Genomic DNA, 20,662 nt, shown 5'->3' with positions numbered 1-20,662 from the left:
TACTATAAACTATGTAAAAGCCAAAAAGATGTATGGTCATCCGCCCTGTTTTCTCAATTTTTTACGCAAGTATTCTTTGAAAGCACCGTAAGCGTCTTTACACGGTCATGCCAATTACAGCTCAGCTATTGTCAAAAAGCGTCTGGGCTTCTATAGTGGAAATTGTCAAGATTGGGGGATTCTAAGTGAATATGATTCAGAAAAAGGTATTAGCAGGAATCGGAGCGCTCGGCGCCGCAAGTATGCTGCTTGCCGGCTGCGGGGGAAAAGATCCGGTTGAATCGCTTCATGACTCGATGGAAAAAGCCGTTCAAGCGGAAAAACCGTTTCAAAAAGAGCAGAAAACATTAGAAAAATTGGAGAAAAAAGAGCATCAGCTATACGACAGCGCGGTTAAACTGAATATGGATGATTACCAGAAAATTGTCACACTGTCTGATCAGGCTCTGAGCAATGCAAATCAGCGAAAAAAACATCTGAAAGCAGAAAAAGACAGTATTGATGATTCAAAAAAAGCGTTTGAATCCGCAAAAAAAACTTCTCAAGAAATAAAGGATAAGAAAGTAAAAGAAAAAGCCGGGCATGCTGTCGCTTTAATGGGGAAAAGGTATGCATCTTATGATCTTTTGTACAAAAAGTACGAAAAAGCCATATCACTTGATAAGGACCTTTATAAGCTGATTAAAGATAAAAAGCTCACATTAGCGCAGCTGGAAGAGCAAATCAGCAAAGTAAACTCAGTTTACGAAAAGGTGCATAAACAAGCAGATGAGTTCAATCAATTTACTAAAGACTACAACAAAGAGAAAGAACTATTATTCCGCAAATAGTATAGTGAAGGCATATCGGCATGGGCTGATGAACTGATAACAACCGAGTTCAGCCGCCTGTAAAAAGGCGGCTGAAGAATTGGTATATACGTGTGTTTCCCATTGACAACAAGTAAATCATGGTATAATATTTATTTAGGGAAATATTCACATAAAACCAATCGTTGTTTCGGCACGTTGGAATGTTTTTATTATATTGATATATATAAAACAGAATGAAAATGTGATTTTAATTATCAGAAAATTCTATCTATTTATATTTACGGCGATATGATATTTGTACATGCTTTTTGCTTTTAAACCTTTATCCGGCATAAAGGTTTTTTTATTTTGCTTAGTAATGCTTATTAAGTAAGGGTGCTGAGAGTAAACGACAATTTTAAAATTGAAGTGAAAAACGTTAATCAAAATCGGAACGAAAAGAAACGGCAGAAATACGGAACAGGAGGAAAACAAATGCTTGCTTACGTCTTTCCTGGACAGGGAGCGCAGTTTAAAGGAATGGGCAGAGACTTATTCGATGAATTCAGTGAGCTCATTAAAAAGGCAGATCATATTTTAGGATACTCCATAAAGGATTTATGCCTTTCAGATGAAAAAGAGAGGCTGACTGATACGAAGTATACACAGCCTGCAATTTATACAGTGAGCGCACTGCAATATTTAAAGGGTTTAAAAGAAGGTCATACCCGCCCTGATGCTGTTGCAGGACATAGTCTTGGTGAATATACTGCGCTTTTTGCGGCCGGCGTTTTTAATTTTGAAACAGGTCTCCGGCTGGTTGCTAAAAGAGGCGAGTTAATGAGTGAGGCTTCCGAGGGCGGAATGGCTGCCGTGATCGGACTGGATGAGCATCACATAAAAAAAATACTTCAAAAGTATGAACTCGGCCAAATAGATATCGCCAATTACAATACATCTTCACAAATTGTGATAGCAGGGGCTGCAGAAGAGATAAAGCGGGCAGCCTCTTTTTTTGAAAAAGAAGGGGCGAAAGCTTATATCGTATTGCAAGTCGGCGGAGCTTTTCATTCTCGTTTCATGGAAAGTGCACAGCGTGAATTTGCGGAATTTATCGAGGAGTTTCATTTTTCTGAATTGAATTTCCCGGTCATTTCCAACTATACGGCAAGACCTTATAAACAAGAAGATATCAAACGGAATTTAATTGAACAAATAACAAACTCGGTAAAATGGACTGAAAGCATCAGGTATCTAATGGGACAAGGCGTCACTCTGTTTGAAGAGATCGGTCCTGGCAACATTCTGACTAAATTAATTCAAACCATACAAAGAGATGAGGAACCGCTTACTATCAGTGCGCCGGAAGACAGTCTCTTTTTTTCTGAAGGGAACAAGGACAATTCGGAAAGCGGGAAAGAGCATAGCCTCTTGGCTGAAAATATAGAGAGCGGTGCAGCTTCACCGGTGTCCCGATTGGGTGATCAATCTTTCAAAGAAGATTACGGTTTGACATACGCGTATTTGGCAGGTGGGATGCATAGAGGGATCTCTTCCGCTGAAATGCTGATCCGCCTCGGGAAGAAAGGAATGCTGGGGTTCTTTGGCACAGCGGGTTTACCTATAAGGGAAATTGAACAGGCCCTTATTTCTATTAAGAAGACACTCAAAAATGGCCAGCCCTACGGAATGAATCTGCGATTTGAGCCGGATCATCAAGATAGAGAAAAGGAATTGATAGATTTATATATCAAGCATGACGTACGAGTAATAGAAGCGTCTTCGTATCTTTCTGTCAGCGCACCATTAATTTATTACAAAGCGCATCAGTTGAAGATAGACAAAAGCGGCAGGGTCATACCTCATAATCGGATCATTGCCAAAGTTTCACGGCCGGAAGTTGCGGCCGCATTTCTGAGTCCGCCTCCTCAAAGTATCGTAAAGAGAATGTGTCAGCACGGTATGCTGACGGAAGAGCAGGCGGAGTGGCTCAGCCGTATTCCGGCAGCAGACGATATCATTATTGAAGCAGATTGCGGAAGTAATACTGAACAGGGCTCATTGCCAGCGATGCTGCCGTTTTTTGTTAACCTGCGGGATGAAATGATGGAAACACACAAATACGCAAGGAAGATAAGGATCGGGGCTGCGGGAGGAATCGGGACTCCCGAGTCTGCCGCGTCTGCTTTTTTAATGGGCGCTGATTTTATTATGACGGGATCCATTAATCAATGTACAGTTGAAGCCGAAACAAGCGGTTTTGTTAAAGAAATGCTGAGTGAGACAGGAATATGCGATACTGCTTATGCGCCTTCGGAGACTCTGTTTGAGTTCGGAACAAAAGTTCAGGTGCTGAAAAAGGGCACGCTGTTTCCGGTCAGGGCAAATAAATTATTTCAAATCTACCAACAATATGAGTCTTTGAGTGAGATAGATGAAAAGACAAAGATTCAGCTCGAAAATGATTATTTTAACAAAACTTTTGATGAAATCTACGAAAGCTTAATAGAAAAACAGCCGAACCTCGCCCAAAAAGCTGAGCGCAATCAAAAATATAAGATGCTGTTACTATTTAAGTGGTATTTGCAGAGAGGATGTCTGCTTGCTTTGGAAGGGCAGGAAGAACAAAAGGTGAATTTCCAAGTTCATTGCGGCCCGTCTTTAGGCGCTTTTAATCATTGGGTAAAGGGCACGGATTTGGAATCATGGAGAAACAGACATGTCGATGACATTGGTGAAAAATTGATGAATGAGACCGAAAGTCTGCTAAGGCGCAGATTGGATACGTTATTTCTACACTAAAGAAGGGGCGGGTGGAGGCCAATGGTTCATTTGAATAAACAGAGTGCGGATATCGCGATAATCGGGGTTGCTTGCAGATTCCCCGATGCAGATCATTATCATGAATTCTGGGAAAACATAAATAGCGGCAAAGATTCCATCCGGGAAGTGCCGATTGAACGGTGGGATCCCGATCTTTATTATTCAGCTGATATCAGTATACCGAACAAAACAATCAGCAAGTGGGGAGGTTTTATTCATAAAGCTGACCATTTCGATCATAAGTTTTTTAATATCTCTCCCCGGGAAGCGAAAAACATGGATCCTGAGCAAAGAATCCTTTTAGAAGAAACTTGGCGGTGCATCGAAGATTCCGGGGTTTCTTTGCAGGATCTCCAGCGTAAAACCACTTCTGTTTTTGCGGGTATTATGAATTCTGACTACCGGCAGACAGGTCATGCTGAATCGGAAATCGACAGTTATGCCTGTTTAGGAAGTTTCGAAGCTATGCTTTCCAACCGGCTTTCATACACATTCGGTTTGACCGGAAAAAGCATGTCTGTAAATGCCGCTTGTGCATCATCGCTTGTTGCTTTACATGAAGCGGTTAAGTCATTGCGGACAAAAGAAAGCGATTATGCAATCGCATCGGGAGTAAACTTGAATTTCCAACCCGGAAAATATATTTCTTTTTCCAAAGCCAGAATGCTGAGTCCTGACGGCAAATGTAAAACCTTTGACGCAGCAGCGAACGGGTACGTTCCCGGAGAAGGGGCAGGCGTTGTATTGCTGCAGCGCCTTGGTGATGCAGTAAAAGCCGGTCACCATATATACGGGATCATAAAAGGGACAGCTGTTAATCATGGCGGTAAATCCCGTTCCATAACCGCTCCCAGAGCAGAAGCGCAGTGCCGGGTCATCTCAGAAGCTTTACACAACGCTGCTGTCGATGCTGCGACGGTTTCTTATGTAGAAGCACATGGCACAGGTACATCTCTGGGCGATCCGATAGAAATAGAAGCATTGACAAAAGCGTATCGGCAATATACTGAGGATACTCAATATTGCAGGATCGGAAGTGTGAAAACAAATATCGGTCATACAGAAGCAGCGGCGGGAATGGCCGGATTGATAAAAGTTCTAATGATGATGAAACACCGGAGGGTGCCGAAAAGCCTGAATGTACATACGGTAAATCCAATTATACAGTTTGAAAAAACACCGTTTAGGCCGGCGCTTGATTCAAGTGATTGGAAGGCGGCAGACGGGGCTCCGCTCAGGGCGGGAATCAGCTCCTTCGGTTTTGGGGGTGTCAACTCTCACGTCATCATCGAAGAATTTATACATACAAAAGACGAATCTGATAGAAAAGGAAGGATACCCTTCCTTTTTTCCGCTAAAAGTGAAGAAAGCATGAAACAAATGATACATCATTGGAGAACCTTTGCTGACGATTCAGAGGAATTTTGCAAAATATCAAATGAAGTGATCAGCAGCACCCTTTTAACAAGGACATCGTTTGATTACAGGGCTGGTTTATTGGCAGGCAGCAAGGAGGAATTTAAAAATCAGCTTAAAGAGGGATTAAGTTTTCGGAGGAAACAAGGTTCTGAATGGGCGCTTGCCATCGGTGACTTCAAATGGGAAAGTTATAAACAATTTGCCGTTTTGAAACGGGTGTTCCCTGATTTAGAAAAGAAAGTAAGGCCGGTGCTGAAGGGTATACCAACATTGCACAGTTCATTTAAAAGAAAATGGACGCCTGAGAAAATCCGCTTGTATTCTTTAGTTATCAATACGGAAATCATAAAAAGTATCCTGGCATCCGGTTTTAAGCCAAGCCTCATTACAGGCGCCGGAGACGGATATTACGTCGCTCTTGCAGCAGCGGATATCATCAAAATTGAAAAGGCCATTTCTGTCATCACAGGCGCTGAAAAACTTTCGCACATATCCTGTGAGCCGCCGTCCATTCCATTTGTCAATCCGTACACTTCAAAAACGTACCCGCCGGTTCGATTAAATGAAGAATATGTAAGGATGCTGCTGAACGGTCTGAGCTTCCAGGCTGATTTTGCAGACCGCCTGTACGGGAAAACACGGCTGCTTCTTGAGCACCAATATACGTTTAAAGGGTTTTTAGAAGAGTGGGATAAAGCGGGAAAGACTCAGGAAATCGAGATTTTATCTTATATTGTGAATCGCACGGCGGATAAAAGAAACGCATTGCCGGCTGATGAGGAAGCGGCGATCATGGCTATCCTTGCCTCTATGAGAAGACTGTATAAGAGATGGGATTTAACAGATTATGATGGATTCTTTAATAATGATTATGTTCTGGAAATATTAAATTTACTGGATGAAGGAATCTTGTCTAAAGAACTTTTTCTGAGCATGTTATTGAAAAAGCAAGACGGAATTAAACAGGCTGTTGCTTGTATTAATGAGCAGCCGGCAGGTTTTTATGATAAAACTCGTTTTCCGTTGATGACAGAATACAATCAAATGGATGCCGTGTCTCAGGAGATAGCTGACCATATGCCGCTTCACACGGAAGAAAAGGGAACGGAGCCGGATGTGAATATTTCTGATTTTTCAGTTTTTCAATTCGGATCGCTCCCTCCATCAGCAAAACTAAACAAAGCGGCTGCTTTTGAAGCGGACAAACCAGCCGATGAGGCTCTATATCATTCATTTATGCAAATGTGGCTTTCAGGAGAAGAGATTGAATGGGCGAAACTAGGTGACTATCATAAAAGAAAAGCCCCGCTTCCGCCTTATCCGTTTGAGCGCTCTCAATTTTCTTTAAACCCTCAGCCGGTAAAATCAGACGCGGCTTTTTCAGAAAAGAAGAATCAGGCACTTTATACGCCGGTATGGAAAGAAACCGCAATTGAGAATGAAGCGGGCAGCGGACAAGCCTGTTCTATTTTGTTGTTCTCCGGAAACAAAGACTATTTTGAAGAGCTGAAAAAAAGAGAGAATACGTCCGCATATCTTATTATGCCCGGTGACCGTTTAGAGCAGATAAGCGACAGTGTTTTCACGATCAACAGGCAGCGTCCCGAAGATTATCAAAGTGTCATTCGTCTGTTGAAGGAAAAAGGCGCAGCGCCCGATGCAATTTTGCATACGTGGTCTGAAAAACAGCCTGAACTGGAAGAAACACTCGAATCAGGAATTTATTCCGTGTTTTATCTGACTAAGGCTTTAATCAGCGAGAACCTTATAAACAAAGTAACGTTCATTTATACATTCAGCGCAGATCAAAAAGAAAAATTGCCGTATTTTGAAGGTGTGAACGGTTTTTTAAAATCGGTAAAACAAGAATACCCGCAGCTGCATTGTAAGACGGTTTGCTTTGAACATGATTCTGCATCCGTTTCATTTTCAGAAAGGGCTGACATTCTTTATAAAGAAATAAACACAGCGCCTGATCGGCATATTCATATCACTTACAGAGGCTGCGTAAGATATGCACGGATGTTAGTGAAGCAGAGAGAAACAAACAGAAAGACCATTCAATACCCTGAAAAGGATAAAGTGTATTTAATTACAGGGGGATTCGGGGGGATTGGCAGTAAAGTCGCTGAATATTGCGCGAAAACTGAAAGATCCACCATTATCCTATCGGGGCGATCTGTTTTAAACGAAGATAAGCAGAAACATTTAGAATACCTGAACAGCTTTAAAGCCAAGGTTTATTATATACAGGCGAATATATCCGATAAAGAAGCGGTAAAAAAAATGATTGACGGTATTACCGATCAGCATGCAGGTCTTCATGGCGTCATTCATTGTGCAGGAGTTATCAGAGACTCGCTGCTTTTTCGAAAAACAAAGCATGAACTTTCAGAGGTGATGGCTCCGAAAGTTCATGGTGCATTGAATCTTGATCATGCAACGAGGTCGCTCGAATTGGATTTTTTCGCCGTTTTTTCTTCAGTCGTCTCTATTGCAGGGAACGAAGGCCAATGTGATTATGCATATGCAAACGGCTTTTTAGATCATTTTGCCGAATATCGGGAACAGAAACGGCAAAATTCTCTGCGCAGCGGCCGCACGCTGACAATCAATTGGCCTTTATGGCAAGACATCGGAATGGGGGCGAACCTGTCAGGTCAAGGGCGGACGTCTCTTTTTCATGGTTCCGGGCTCGAAGAACTTCCTGCTGAAGACGGAACGCAATGGTTTTCGCGGATTGTAACTTCGTGTCAGCTGCATAATATTGCAGTCTGCGGTGATCATGAGCGCTTTGAACAATTTATGCGGCAGAGATTTTTGACGGACGAAACAGAGACAGGCAGTGCCATTCCTTTGGCTCAAGGCGATATTTTGGATCAGACAGTTTTGTTTTTAACCAATATCATCTCCTCTGAGATCGGTGCAGAACGGGAAGAGATCGATCAAGATGTGCATCTGGCTGAATATGGAATGGATTCGGTTATGATTCATCAATGCAACACAAAGCTGGAGCAGTCACTGGGAGCAATTTCGAAAACGCTTTTATTTGAATTTCATACAATCAGAGATTTAGCAGATCATCTTGTAAAGGAATATCCGGATCGGCTGGGGCGTTTATTTTCACGGGAGGAAAAAGGAAAACAGATTCAGAGCATTACCCCCGCCAGGCCGGAACAAAACATCACTGCACCTGCGGCGGAGGAAAAAGAACATCTTGACGGGATAGCGGTAATCGGTATCAGCGGCCGTTATCCCGGGGCTGAAAATATCGAAGAATTGTGGGAGCTTCTATCAAAAGAGAGAACCGCAATCACAGAAATTCCGAAAGAACGATGGAATTATGAGACCTACTATGATCCAGACCCCGCTAAAGCGCATGAGGGGAAAATTTATTGCAAATGGGGCGGATTTTTAAAGAATGCTGAATCATTTGATTCTTTGTTTTTCCAAATATCGCCGAGAGAAGCAGAAGCGATGGATCCTCAGGAACGAATATTTCTCGAAACCGTGTGGAAAGCATTTGAAGATTCGGGATATACCATTGAAGGGTTGAGAAAGCAGACCGAAAAACATGTCGGTGTATTTGCGGGAGTGACGACCAATTCTTACAAGCTGCTCGGCGAAAGAATACCGACGGACAAAAACGATGTACTTCCAAATTCGTTCCCATGGTCTCTCGCGAACAGAGTGTCTTACACATTTGACTTTACAGGTCCCAGTGTCCCTGTAGATACAGCTTGTTCTTCATCCTTAACGGCAATTCACATGGCTTGCCAAAGTTTAACAAAGGGTGAGTGCTCGGTTGCGGTTGCGGGAGGAGTAAATTTATATCTTCATCCTTCTGACTATTTATACAGGTGTCAGATGGGGATGCTTTCAAAATCGGGAAAATGCAGAAGTTTTGGAGAAGGCGGCGACGGTTTCGTGCCCGGGGAAGGTGTAGGGGCCGTTATTCTTAAACCGCTTAAAGATGCCATACGTGATAATGATACTGTGTACGCCGTCATTAAAGGAACGGCAATTAATCATGGCGGAAAGACAAATGGCTATACGGTGCCTAATCCTGCCGCACAGGCGGATTTAATTCAAGGAGCTCTTAAAGCGGCCGGTTGGAGCGCCAGAAGTGTCAGCTTTATTGAAGCCCACGGCACGGGAACGCCGCTGGGTGACCCGATTGAAGTCCGAGGCCTGACCAAGGCGTTTAGAGCTTATACCGAAGATGTTTCATATTGCTCTCTCGGATCGATTAAATCTAACATCGGCCACCTGGAAGCGGCCGCGGGTATTGCCGGCCTGACAAAGATTATCTTACAAATGAAGTATAAAAAAATAGCCGCAACACTGCATGCTGAACGGGTGCATCCGGATCTTTATCTGGAAGAGACACCTTTTTGCCTCCAGCAGGAAACCGCCGACTGGATAAAACCCGCGAATGAAAAACATTCTGACAGCAAATATCCGCGGCGTGCGGGATTAAGTTCTTTCGGAGCGGGCGGGGCAAATGCTCATATCCTTGTGGAAGAGTATGAGTCTGCTGCTGACTGTCATACGAGGCGTGAGGAAAGTGAGGAACTTATCGTACTCTCAGCCAAGCATTCACTGAGTTTACGGGAATCAGCAAAACAGCTGGAGGAATATCTTCAAAAGGCCCGTCATAAGCAGGGCGAGTTTTTACAGCAAGCGGGAACAAACAAGCCGCTTCACCTTTCTGATATTGCGTATACCCTTCTTGAAGGGCGTGAAGCCATGCCGGAAAGGCTTGCTGTCATTTCAAATAATATCGATGATCTGATGTTGAAATTAAATCACTTTTATAATGGAATTGACGATCACGAAATATTTAGAGGGAAAAAACCGAATCATAAACGCAGACAGCAGCAATCGGATCTTCCGCTCAAATCCGGCGGCACCAGATTAACCGAAATGGCTGAATTTTGGGTATCAGGAGGCAATTTAAGCTGGGAAGATTTCCGCACCGGCAGAAAACCGAGAAAAATTGCCCTGCCGACTTACCCTTTCTTAAAAAACAGACTGTGGGTGTCAAATAAGGCGCAAACAACATCAGCAGCCGGTACAGCTCCTTTATTTGATTTTTCAGCAGGTGAGTGCCGATTTTATAAAACGCTTTCTGATTCTGAATATTATGTAAAAGACCATGTTGTGCATGGGAAAACGGTTCTGCCCGGAGCGGCAATCATCGAAGCGGCCAGAGAAGCGGGAGAGAGGCTGTACGGAAAATCAGTCATAAAACTGAGTCAGGTTGTATGGGCGGTTCCGATAACCGTTGAAAAAGAAAAGACGATAATGATAGATCTGCTGCCGAATCAAAAAGACGGCAGATTTGTGGTGAAAACCGATATGCAACCTGAAGCGGCAGTTCACTGCCAAGGAAACATTACCACATGCGGAGATCAAGATGCCTCTCATACAGAGCGTTTTCAATTGGACAGCTGGTTAACCGGACAGAAAAGATTAATCAGCGGCGCTGAATGTTACAGGGATTTCCGGCAGAGCGGTTTGGACTATGGAACCAGTTTTCAGGTAATAAAACAGCTGTTTATCCATGAAAATGCTGTTCTTGCACGAATATCACTTCCTGAGAGCATTCATAAAAAATCCGGCACGCTGCTGGAACCGTGTTTATTGGATGGCATTTTTCAATCCACAACAGGGTTTACGTCCAGTCAGCAAGACGATCACACCGCATATTTGCCTTTTGAATTAGGTGAGCTGGAGATTCTTCACGCACCTTCGGCAAACGGCTTTGCTTATATTACAGCTGCCGATGAAAGACAACATGATGATGTCAAAAGGTTTCATATACTATTTATGGATGAAAACGGATCTGTAAGTCTTAAAATAAAAAACTTAGCGTTGAAGGCATTAAGGGCTGCACCGCAGACTCAGGATGAGCGGCATTCAGTTAAGTATTACACAGATATGTGGAAGCGGGCCCCTATGCTTCATCAGCCTGAAGCCAGCGGTTTAAACAGCTGCCTTGTGATTTCACTCCGTCGGGATATATCAGAACCGCTGATCCGCCAGGCATATAAAGATATCGGCCTGAACATGATCTTTGTCCGCCATGGCGGCAGTTTTCAAGAAAAAGAAGCTGATTCCTTTGAATTGAACAGCGTCAAACTTGACGGCTATAAGAAATTGCTGGCGATTCTTAAAGAAAGACAAGTGACAATTGACCGCGTCATTTTAATCGGGATGAGCCCTGAAACGGGAATTGAGCAGAACATTCGTGAAAAGCTGGAAGAGGCTGTTTTGCCGGTTTTCAATGTAACGAAAGCTCTGTTAGCAACAATCCCAAGACATAAAATCCTGATATCACATGTATTTTTCACAAGGGAAAATCAAATCTTACCTTATCAAATGGCAATCAGCGGCTTTTTTAGGTCGCTTCATTTAGAACATCCTATGTTGTCCGGTAAAAATATTGAAATACACAGCGACGAAATTCAGTTACAGCTGAACACCGGTCTGCCTGAATTAAAAAACCTTGTGAAAGAAACAATCATCAGCGATGATACTTCAGAAATCAGATACAGAGATGGAATCAGGCAGGTAAAGCACTCTGCAGAAATTGAAAGTGCCGAGCCCCCCGAAAAGATGGAAGTAAAAGAAGGGGGAGTTTACCTCATTACAGGAGGAACAGGCGGTCTGGGACTGATTTTCGCCAGACATCTTGTGCGAAAAGGGAGAATAAAACTTGTCCTTATCGGCAGGTCAGAGCTTTCTGAGGAAGCCGTAAGCAATGTAAAAGAGCTCGAAAAAAACGGATCAGAGGTTTTTTATGTAAGAACCGATATTTCTGATAAGGAAAATGTCAATAACCTGATAAAACTCGTCAAAAACAAATTAGGTCCTGTTAAAGGAATTATTCACAGCGCCGGTGTGATAAAAGATTCATTACTCATCAATAAGCGTGAAGAGGATCTCGATTCAGTTTTGGCCAGCAAGGTTTACGGAACAATATGGCTTGACCGGTATACAGACAGAGAACCTCTGGACTTTTTTGTTATGTTTTCATCTATCAGCGCAATAATCGGGAATGCCGGACAAACTGATTATGCTTATGCAAACCGGTTTATGGATTATTTTGCGGAAATGAGAGCGGCGGAAAATAAACCTGGAAAAACAGTCTCGATTAATTGGCCTTTATGGAAAGAAGGCGGTATGCAAATTGATATTCATTCAGAGAAGTTCCTTTATGACCGTTTCGGAATGCTGCCTCTGGTAAAACGGGAAGGCCTTGCAGCATTTGATCAAGCAATGACAGGGTGTGAACATCAAATAATGGTATTTAGCGGTAATGAATTAAAGCTGGAACGAATGATAACGATTGACAGCGGAAAAAGTGATCCGGCAATCGCCGACGAAAATCACGAACCGAAAGAGCTGTCAATAACTGAATCTTTAAAAAGCACTTTGACACGCATCATCACCGGCGTATTAAAAATTGAAGAACGGGAATTTGATTTTGAACTGCCGATAAGTGAATACGGATTTGATTCAATTATGTTTACAATGCTGGGCAACGAATTAAACGAAACTTTAGGAATATCAATGATGCCGTCAGATTTTTTCGGTCTTACTGATTTTAATGAACTTCTTGAGTTTTTAAAGAGTGAGTATTCCGAGGAGCTTCATCTCTGCGGTTCTTTTTCTTCAGATGAATCTGCGGCGAAAGACCGGAGAGAAAATCTGATTGAGGGCATCGCAAAGATGATGTCAAGTATTTTGAAGATTGACAGAAAGGAAATAGAAGAAGAGACTTCATTCGGCGAGTACGGATTTGATTCTATTACGTTTACCAGACTCGGAAATGAAATCAATCAACAATATGGTACGGAATTATTGCCGTCCATTTTCTTTGAATGCAATTCACTGGCTGAAATGACTGATTATGTAATCGAGCAATACGGAGAAATCCTTTTTGCTGAGACAGAATCTTTTTCTGCAGCTGACGAAAAAACATTGTACAGCACGCCTCCGCCGGAATCTTATGAACATTCCCCTGAGCCTGAAAACAAAACCAGGCAAGAGGAAAGACATATGAATGAGCCGGTTGCAATAGTGGGAATAAGCGGCCGTTTCCCCCAAACAGATACGCTGGAAGACTTTTGGGAAGGAATTGAAAAAGGGCGGGGTATGATTACAGACATTCCTGAAGACCGTTGGAACTGGAAAGAGTTTGACGGCGATCCGATCAGGGACGTCAATAGAACAAAAATAAAAAAAGGCGGATTTATCAAAGGCGCGGACAGTTTTGATCCGTTGTTTTTCGGGATTTCTCCCGCCGAAGCAGAATTAATGGATCCCCAGCAAAGAATTTTTATGGAGACTGTATGGAAAACAATAGAAGATGCGGGATATAAGCCGTCTGATTTGGCAGGGACGAAAACCGCGGTGTTTGCAGGGGTCGCCACAACGGATTATGCTGAACGTCTGAATGAAAATGGTGTCTCTGTTCAGGCGCAGACCGCAACCGGTTTAAATCATTGTATATTGGCAAATCGTATTTCTTACCAGCTGAACCTGACGGGTCCGAGCGAACCGATTGACACTGCCTGTTCAAGTTCGTTAGTTGCACTCCATCGTGCGGCTGAGGGGATTCAAAGAGGCGATTTTGAAATGGCGATTGCAGGCGGAGTGCATATTATGACAAGCCCTACTCTGTTTATAGCTTTTGATAAAGCAGGTATGCTTTCCAAAGACGGAAAGTGCAAAACGTTCGATAAAAGCGCTGACGGCTATGTAAGGAGTGAAGGGGCGGCTGCAGTATTGCTTAAGCCGCTCAGCAAAGCACAGGCAGACGGTGATCATATATATGGTTTGATTAAAGGGTCAGCTGTAAATCACGGCGGCCGCGCCAATTCTTTGACAGCTCCGAATCCGAACGCTCAGGCGGACTTATTAACCGAAGCTTGGCGGAAGGCGGGGGTCAGCCCTGCCACTGCGGGATATATAGAAGCGCATGGCACAGGGACAAGTCTTGGCGATCCGATTGAAGTGAACAGCATCATAAAGGCATTTAAAACGTTATATCAAGAATGGGACATTCCTTTTGCGAAACAGAAATGCTGCGGAATCGGGTCTGTGAAAACAAACATCGGCCATCTCGAAACCGCTGCCGGAATAGCCGGAGTGCTGAAAGTGTTACTGGCTTTTAAATATCGCAAACTTCCGGGACTCGCCCATTTTTCAGAACTCAATCCATACATCAAACTGGAAAATACGCCATTTTATATCACAGAAACCGCTCAAAAGTGGAATCCGATAAAAGATGAAGAGAACAACGATCTGCCGAGGAGAGCGGGTGTCAGCTCATTCGGATTCGGCGGTGTGAACGCGCATATTGTTTTAGAGGAATATAGGGAACCTCAAAAAGAAGTGCCGGAAAACAACGGTAACACACATATTTTTGTTTTATCTGCGAAAAACAAAGATCAATTACTTGAGTATATCCGGCTTATGCTTCAGTACTTGGATCGCGTGATTGCCGGTGACATGACCGTTAATGCCAGTGACATGGAATTTACATTGCAAAACGGCCGGGAAGCAATGAACGAAAGAATTGCCGTATGTGCAGCGAGTCTGACTGAGCTGAGAGATAAATACGTCAGCTTTCTTGATGACAGCAGGGTGCAAAAAGGCGTATTTATAAGCGAAAACACTGAAGAGCCCACAGCTGTTTCTGAATATATGATTGAGGAGGCTCTTCAAAGCGGAAAAGAGGAGCTGCTCGCACAATGGTGGGCCAATGGAGCCGAGTTTGAATGGAAGACAATCGGCAAAAAGAAATTGAATAGAGTGCCGCTGCCAACTTATCCGTTTGCAAAAGAGAGTTATTGGTTCACCCCGAAAAAGAACAAAAGCGAGGTTAATAGCAAAAGTCTTCACCCATTAATCAGCGAGAATGTCTCAACATTAAAGAAACAAGCATTTAAAACTGTTATTTCCGGAACTGAATTTTTCGTCACTGATCATCTTGTTTCAGGAGACTATGTGCTGCCAGGAGCCGCTTCGCTTGAAATGGCTCTTGTTTGTGCGGAAATAAGCGGAGAAAGTAAAGTATCTAAAATAAAAGACGTGATGTGGAACAGACCTATATTATATAAAGGAAAAACGCTGCACATTTATACCGACTTGGAAATGAAACAAGATAAGTTGAACGTAACGATATGTAAAGAGGGGCCGGATGGCGTGCAGCAAATCTGCACACAAAGTGAAACAGTATTCGGAGACATAAACAGCAATCCTGAGTATGTCGATATTGATAAGTTCAAACGCAGCAGTAAGGCGGTCATAAACCGGGAAGAGTGTTATCACCGCTTCAGTCGTATTGGCCTGACATATCATAGCGGTTTTCAAACGTTGAAAGCCGTATATCGCGGTGATATGGAGTTAATGGCAGAATTGGAGCTTCCGGATCATTTAGCGAACGGGTTTTCACATTTTACACTTCATCCTTCATTAATTGACGGCGGTTTTCAAGCGGCGGCATTTTTGTTAAGAGATAATGAGAAAGACGGCTTATTTGTTCCTTATTCACTTAGAGAGCTTCACATTAAGAGGGCGCTTACTGCCCGATGCCATGTTTCGGTGAAAGAAACCGGTTTTTATACGTATAACATTGATTTTATTAACGAGAGCGGCGAAATAGCCGTGAGCATGAAAGACTTTACTGTCAGAAAAGTGACCGGGGGAGAATTAACCGCAGGTCATAAAAATGAAGATCAGGAAATTCTCTTCTTATTGGAACAATTGAAAAACGGTGAACTTTCTGCTGACCAAGTTTATCAGCTGCTGGAGGGAAAATAGTGCAGATCAAACAAATACTTTCCTTAATTGAAGAACAGCAAATGTCTCCTGATGCAGGACTGGAGCTAATTCGCACTTACAGAAAAGAACAAATGGAAAAAAAGGCGGAGCCGGAATCACAAGCTCCGTCCCCAACCATTTTTTTTAAGAACGATTGGGTAAGAACAAATCACATTGATATGCCGAATCAGCAGGCACCGGGGAATATGCTGATTTTTGATCAGGATAACCGTCTTTTTCAGCATGCCGAGATGATGAATGGAGATCATAACCGTGTCATTCTCGTAACGCCCGATTCTGATTATAGAATTGAACGGAATAGATGCACAATCAATCCTTCTGATGAAAATCATGTCGAAATGCTGCTGTCTGATTTGGCTGAAAACGGATTTACACCTGATGTCGTGCTTTATTTATGGAACGGAGAAATCAGAGAATTCACTGAAAAATCCGTTAATGAAACTCTTCGCAGAGGGATCAACTCGCTCTTTTTATTATCAAAAGCTTTAATGCGGAGAAACGAACCTGTTACGTTATTGCATATTTATTGGACAAGCGGTCTGAATCAGCCGTTTCATGAAGCTGTCGGAGGGTTCATGAAAACGGTAAACATGGAAAGCTCTAAGCTTAAAGCGAAAAGCATACAGATACGCCATGAGGATTCTGACAAAAATCCTCCGGTTTCCGAGATGTGGGATGCTGCAATCAGTGAAATACAGCGCTTTCAAACGGATGAATGTGAGATTTTAATAGACTCATATACCCGTTATGTGAAAGGGCTGCAGCATATTGATATTCCGGAACACGCCAACGGATCTGTAACGTATCAAAAAGGCGGCATATATATCATTACCGGAGGAGCGGGAAAACTCGGGCTGCTGTTTGCGGAACACATCGCTAAAGAAAACCAAGCCGTGATTATACTTACAGGCCGTTCTTTTTTAACAGCTGATCAAAAAGAACGGATCAGTAAGCTTAATGAGAGCGGCTCTATTGTTGAATATCAGCGGACGGACATCACAGATCGAACAGAGGCAGAGCGATTCATTTTCGGCGTTAAACAGCGGTACGGCAGCATAAACGGGATCATTCATGCTGCCGGCATCCTTCGTGACTCATTTCTTGTAAATAAAAGTCTCAGTGATTTTACGGACGTACTGAAACCGAAAGTTTACGGGACAATCTGGCTGGATGAGCTGACAAAAGACGAAGATCTTGATTTTTTTGTTCTCTTTTCTTCTTTTTCCGCTTACGGAAATGCCGGCCAAAGTGACTATGCGTACGCAAATCATTTTATGGACAGTTTTGCAGTGCTTCGATCTCAGCTCTCCCGAAACGGAAAAACCCTTTCAATCAATTGGCCGTTATTGAAAGATGGCGGGATGAGTCTCGACAGCAGTGGAATCAACCAAATAAAAGAAAAATACGGAATGACTCCGATGCGAACTTCCTCTGTTTTGGAAGCGTTTCTGAAAATGCTGCGGTCTTCATTTACCAGCTTAATGCCTGCAGAAGGAAAGCGGGATAAAATGATAAAAGCGCTTTCGATTCAAAGAAATACAGCTGCAGCAGATCAAGATACACTCACGGCGGAACACGATGAAGAAGAGGAACATGCTGCGAAAGAAAAAGTAAATGACTATTTAATCAAGATCATCAGCGGTGTCTTGAAAATCCAAGCTCATAAAATAAATGCGAAGGACTCTTTTGAGAAATTCGGAATCAACTCACTTATGATCATGTCACTTATTTCAAAGCTTGAAGATACTTTCGGGGATCTTCCAAAAACAATCTTTTTTGAATATCAGAACATTGAAGAGCTTTCAAACTTCTTCCTAACATCTTTTAAAGAAAAAGTGCTTAAGGCCGCAGGGGCAGCTCCGGTAACAAGAGTGCCGAAGAAAAGAGAAAATCTGAGTAAAAAACAGCACCGGCAGCAGAAGGATACATCTGCACCGAGCATGGTTCAGCCGGGTGAGGATATTGCCATTATCGGTGTGAGCGGAAGATATCCGAATTCCGATACTCTTGAGGAGTTCTGGGAAAACATTGCCGGAGGGAAAAACTGTATTATTGAAATTCCCGAGGAACGTTGGGATTTCAGAGCGAATTACAGTCCCGACAGAATGGAGAAGGGGAAAATCAACAGTAAGTGGGGCGGTTTTATCAGCGGTGTTGATCAATTCGATCCGCTGTTTTTCCACATTTCTCATAAAGAAGCTGAGCTGATGGACCCTCAGGAGCGAATTTTTCTCGAAACCTCCTGGCATACGTTTGAAGATTCAGGATATACAAAAGAGAAGCTTGACGGTATGAAAGCCGGTGTGTTTGTCGGAGCCATGTACGGACAATATCAATTATTCGGCGCAGAAGAAACTGCGCGGGGCAATCCGATTGCGCTCAGTTCCTTCTTTTCATCTATTGCGAACAGGGTTTCATACTTTTTTAATCTCTCCGGCCCGAGCATTGCACTGGATACGATGTGTTCATCATCGCTGACGGCCATTCACTTGGCATGTGAGAGCATTAAAAGAGGGGAAAGTGAAATTGCGCTTGCGGGCGGCGTTAATGTGTCCATACACCCCAGCAAATACCTTTGGCTGAGTCAAGGTAATTTTGTTTCCACCGAAGGATTGTGCAGAAGTTTCGGAGAGGGCGGAGACGGCTATGTCCCGGGAGAAGGTTCAGGAGCCGTCCTGTTGAAACCTCTGGAAAAAGCAATTGCTGATCAGGATCATATATACGGAGTGATTAAAGGAACATCTGTAAATCATGGCGGAAAAACCAATGGATTTACGGTTCCGAATCCGAATGCACAAGCTGAGCTGATTGCTGAAAATTTCAAGAAATCGGGCATCAGTCCGCGATCCGTCAGCTACTTGGAAGCACACGGAACGGGTACCTCGCTCGGAGATCCGATTGAGATTGCAGGATTGACAAAAGCGTTTGAGAAATTTACGGACGATAAACAATTTTGTGCCATAGGTTCAGTGAAGTCTAATATCGGACATCTGGAGTCTGCCGCAGGTATAGCAGCCCTTACAAAAGTTCTTTTACAATTTAAGCATCAGAAATTGGCGCCATCCATTCACTCGGAACAGCTGAACCAAAATATCCGATTTGAAAAGACGCCTTTTTACGTTCAGCAGAAAGAAGAAGAGTGGCGGAAAGAATCAGGCGCCTCCAACAGGAGAGCAGCAATCAGTTCGTTCGGAGCGGGCGGAGCAAATGCCCATGTCATTGTGGAAGAATATCAAAACCATGCGGACACACAAACAATAAGCGGTCCGTTTGCCGCAGTTCTCTCTGCCAAAAATGAAGACAGGCTGAAAGAATACGCCCGGCGCCTTCTGCAATTCACAGAGCGGGAGACAAAGGTCTCGGCAGCTGATATCGCTTTTACATTGCAGACATGCAGGGAACCGATGGAAGACAGACTTGCTGTTGTAGCTTCCGATTTGCCGGAACTAAAGGAGAAACTGAGAACTTTCTGTACTGAAGGAACAATTGGGGAGGGCGTATACAAAGGGAATGTTACGAAAGATTTTGATAAAGTCTTTATCTTTCATGATCAAAAGAGGAAAGATAAATTCCTCGAGGTGATGATGGAGACAAAGGACTTGAATCTTCTTGCAAAATTATGGTCTTTCGGGGCTGATATTCAATGGAGAGAGTTATATGAAGAATATACCCCGCAAAAGGTCAAGCTTCCTTTATATCCATTTGCTGAGGAGTCTTACTGGGTGCCTCGAAACCAAAGTGCAGAATTTCCGGAAATATTGCCGCGGCAGTCTTCACTGCACCCGCTTCTGGATTCGAATGAATCTACTCTGGAACAGCAGTTTTTTAAAACGACATTAAGAGAAAAAGAGATTTGGTTAAAAGACCACATCGTAAAAAACAAGAGCATTCTCCCGGCAGCTGCTTTTCTTGAAATGGCATGCGCAGCGGGAACGCGGTCATATCGAAAGAAAAAGGTCACTCGTTTAAAAAACGTGATATTTGCCAGACCGGCCATGCTTTTGAAAGAGAGCCTGACCATTTACACTCACATTTCCGTAAAAGACGGCAGCATATTATTTAACATGTCACCTGACGAGGATGCTGCTGTAAGGACTGGATTTGTGACGGGGGAATTAGATTATGATCATCATTACAGTGATGATGATATAGAGAACATCGACAGACAAGAGATGATAAACAGAAGTGCTTTTGTCCGTGAACAAGATGAATGTTACGAGTATTTTCGGGAAAACGGGTTCCTGTATGGGCGCGCTTTTCAGCCGATTCAACGTTTATGGGGCGGAAAAACGGAAGCGGTTGCACACTTATTGCTGCCAAAAGAAGCCGCATATGCTCTTGAACATTATACATTGCATCCATCTTTAATTGATGGGGCTCTGCAATCTTTGTTCGGCATTACAGACGGAAGAGAAGAGGCATCTGTTTATGTTCCTTTTTCAATAGGAGAGATTACGATTCGGAAAAAAGTTTCAGCAGAATGCTGGGCTTATGCGCGTAAAACAGGCCAAAAAGGTCAATCCGAGCTTATTTACGATATTCAGCTGCTTAATGAACAAGGAGAAAGACTTGCAGGTTTGAAGGATGTAACCATTCGTAAAAAAGAAACGTTTTCCGCGGAGGCACAGACTCGTGCAACAGCGGATTCCAATGGAAAGAACGAGAGAGTAAAAGAGCTCCTCAGACAATTAAAAGCGGGCGAACTGACTGCGGAGGAAGCAGATTATGCGCTGGAGCGTATGCAGGATTAGTTTATCATTTTGCGGCAGTGC

4 protein-coding genes are annotated in these 20,662 nt (G+C 43.3%); all 4 read left to right on the top strand.

Annotated elements, in window-relative coordinates:
* The first annotated feature begins 191 nt into the window (after positions 1-191).
* The 4 genes from D5S11_RS05760 (at position 192) to D5S11_RS05740 (ending at position 20,641) form a co-directional block, all read left to right on the top strand.
* Positions 192-830 carry a YkyA family protein gene (locus D5S11_RS05760; RefSeq protein ID WP_032864631.1) on the top strand — a complete coding sequence of 213 codons (639 nt, stop codon included), beginning with the start codon at positions 192-194 and terminating at the stop codon, positions 828-830.
* A 456-nt stretch (positions 831-1,286) separates the two neighbouring features.
* On the top strand, positions 1,287-3,593 hold the full coding sequence (fabD, locus tag D5S11_RS05750; protein ID WP_047935673.1) for an ACP S-malonyltransferase: 2,307 nt from the start codon (positions 1,287-1,289) through the stop codon (positions 3,591-3,593).
* A 21-nt stretch (positions 3,594-3,614) separates the two neighbouring features.
* On the top strand, positions 3,615-15,869 hold the full coding sequence (locus D5S11_RS05745) for an SDR family NAD(P)-dependent oxidoreductase (protein WP_108724995.1): 12,255 nt from the start codon (positions 3,615-3,617) through the stop codon (positions 15,867-15,869).
* Positions 15,869-20,641, top strand: coding sequence for a type I polyketide synthase (locus tag D5S11_RS05740; RefSeq protein ID WP_108724994.1), 4,773 nt, complete (start codon positions 15,869-15,871; stop codon positions 20,639-20,641). Before D5S11_RS05745 ends, D5S11_RS05740 begins: the two co-directional genes overlap by 1 nt.
* The last annotated feature ends 21 nt before the right edge of the window (positions 20,642-20,662 follow it).

This window comes from Bacillus sp. L75, assembly GCF_003676355.1.
Classification (GTDB): Bacteria; Bacillota; Bacilli; order Bacillales; family Bacillaceae; genus Bacillus; species Bacillus velezensis.
The sequence above is the reverse complement of the archived record's forward strand: the minus strand, read 5'-3'. Positions and strand labels throughout refer to the sequence as shown.

Excerpts from the sequence above, each read along its gene's own strand:
- D5S11_RS05760 (WP_032864631.1), top strand. The coding sequence starts at position 192 with ATGATTCAGAAAAAGGTATTAGCAGGAATCGGAGCGCTCGGCGCCGCA.
- fabD (WP_047935673.1), top strand. The coding sequence starts at position 1,287 with ATGCTTGCTTACGTCTTTCCTGGACAGGGAGCGCAGTTTAAAGGAATG.
- D5S11_RS05745 (WP_108724995.1), top strand. The coding sequence starts at position 3,615 with ATGGTTCATTTGAATAAACAGAGTGCGGATATCGCGATAATCGGGGTT.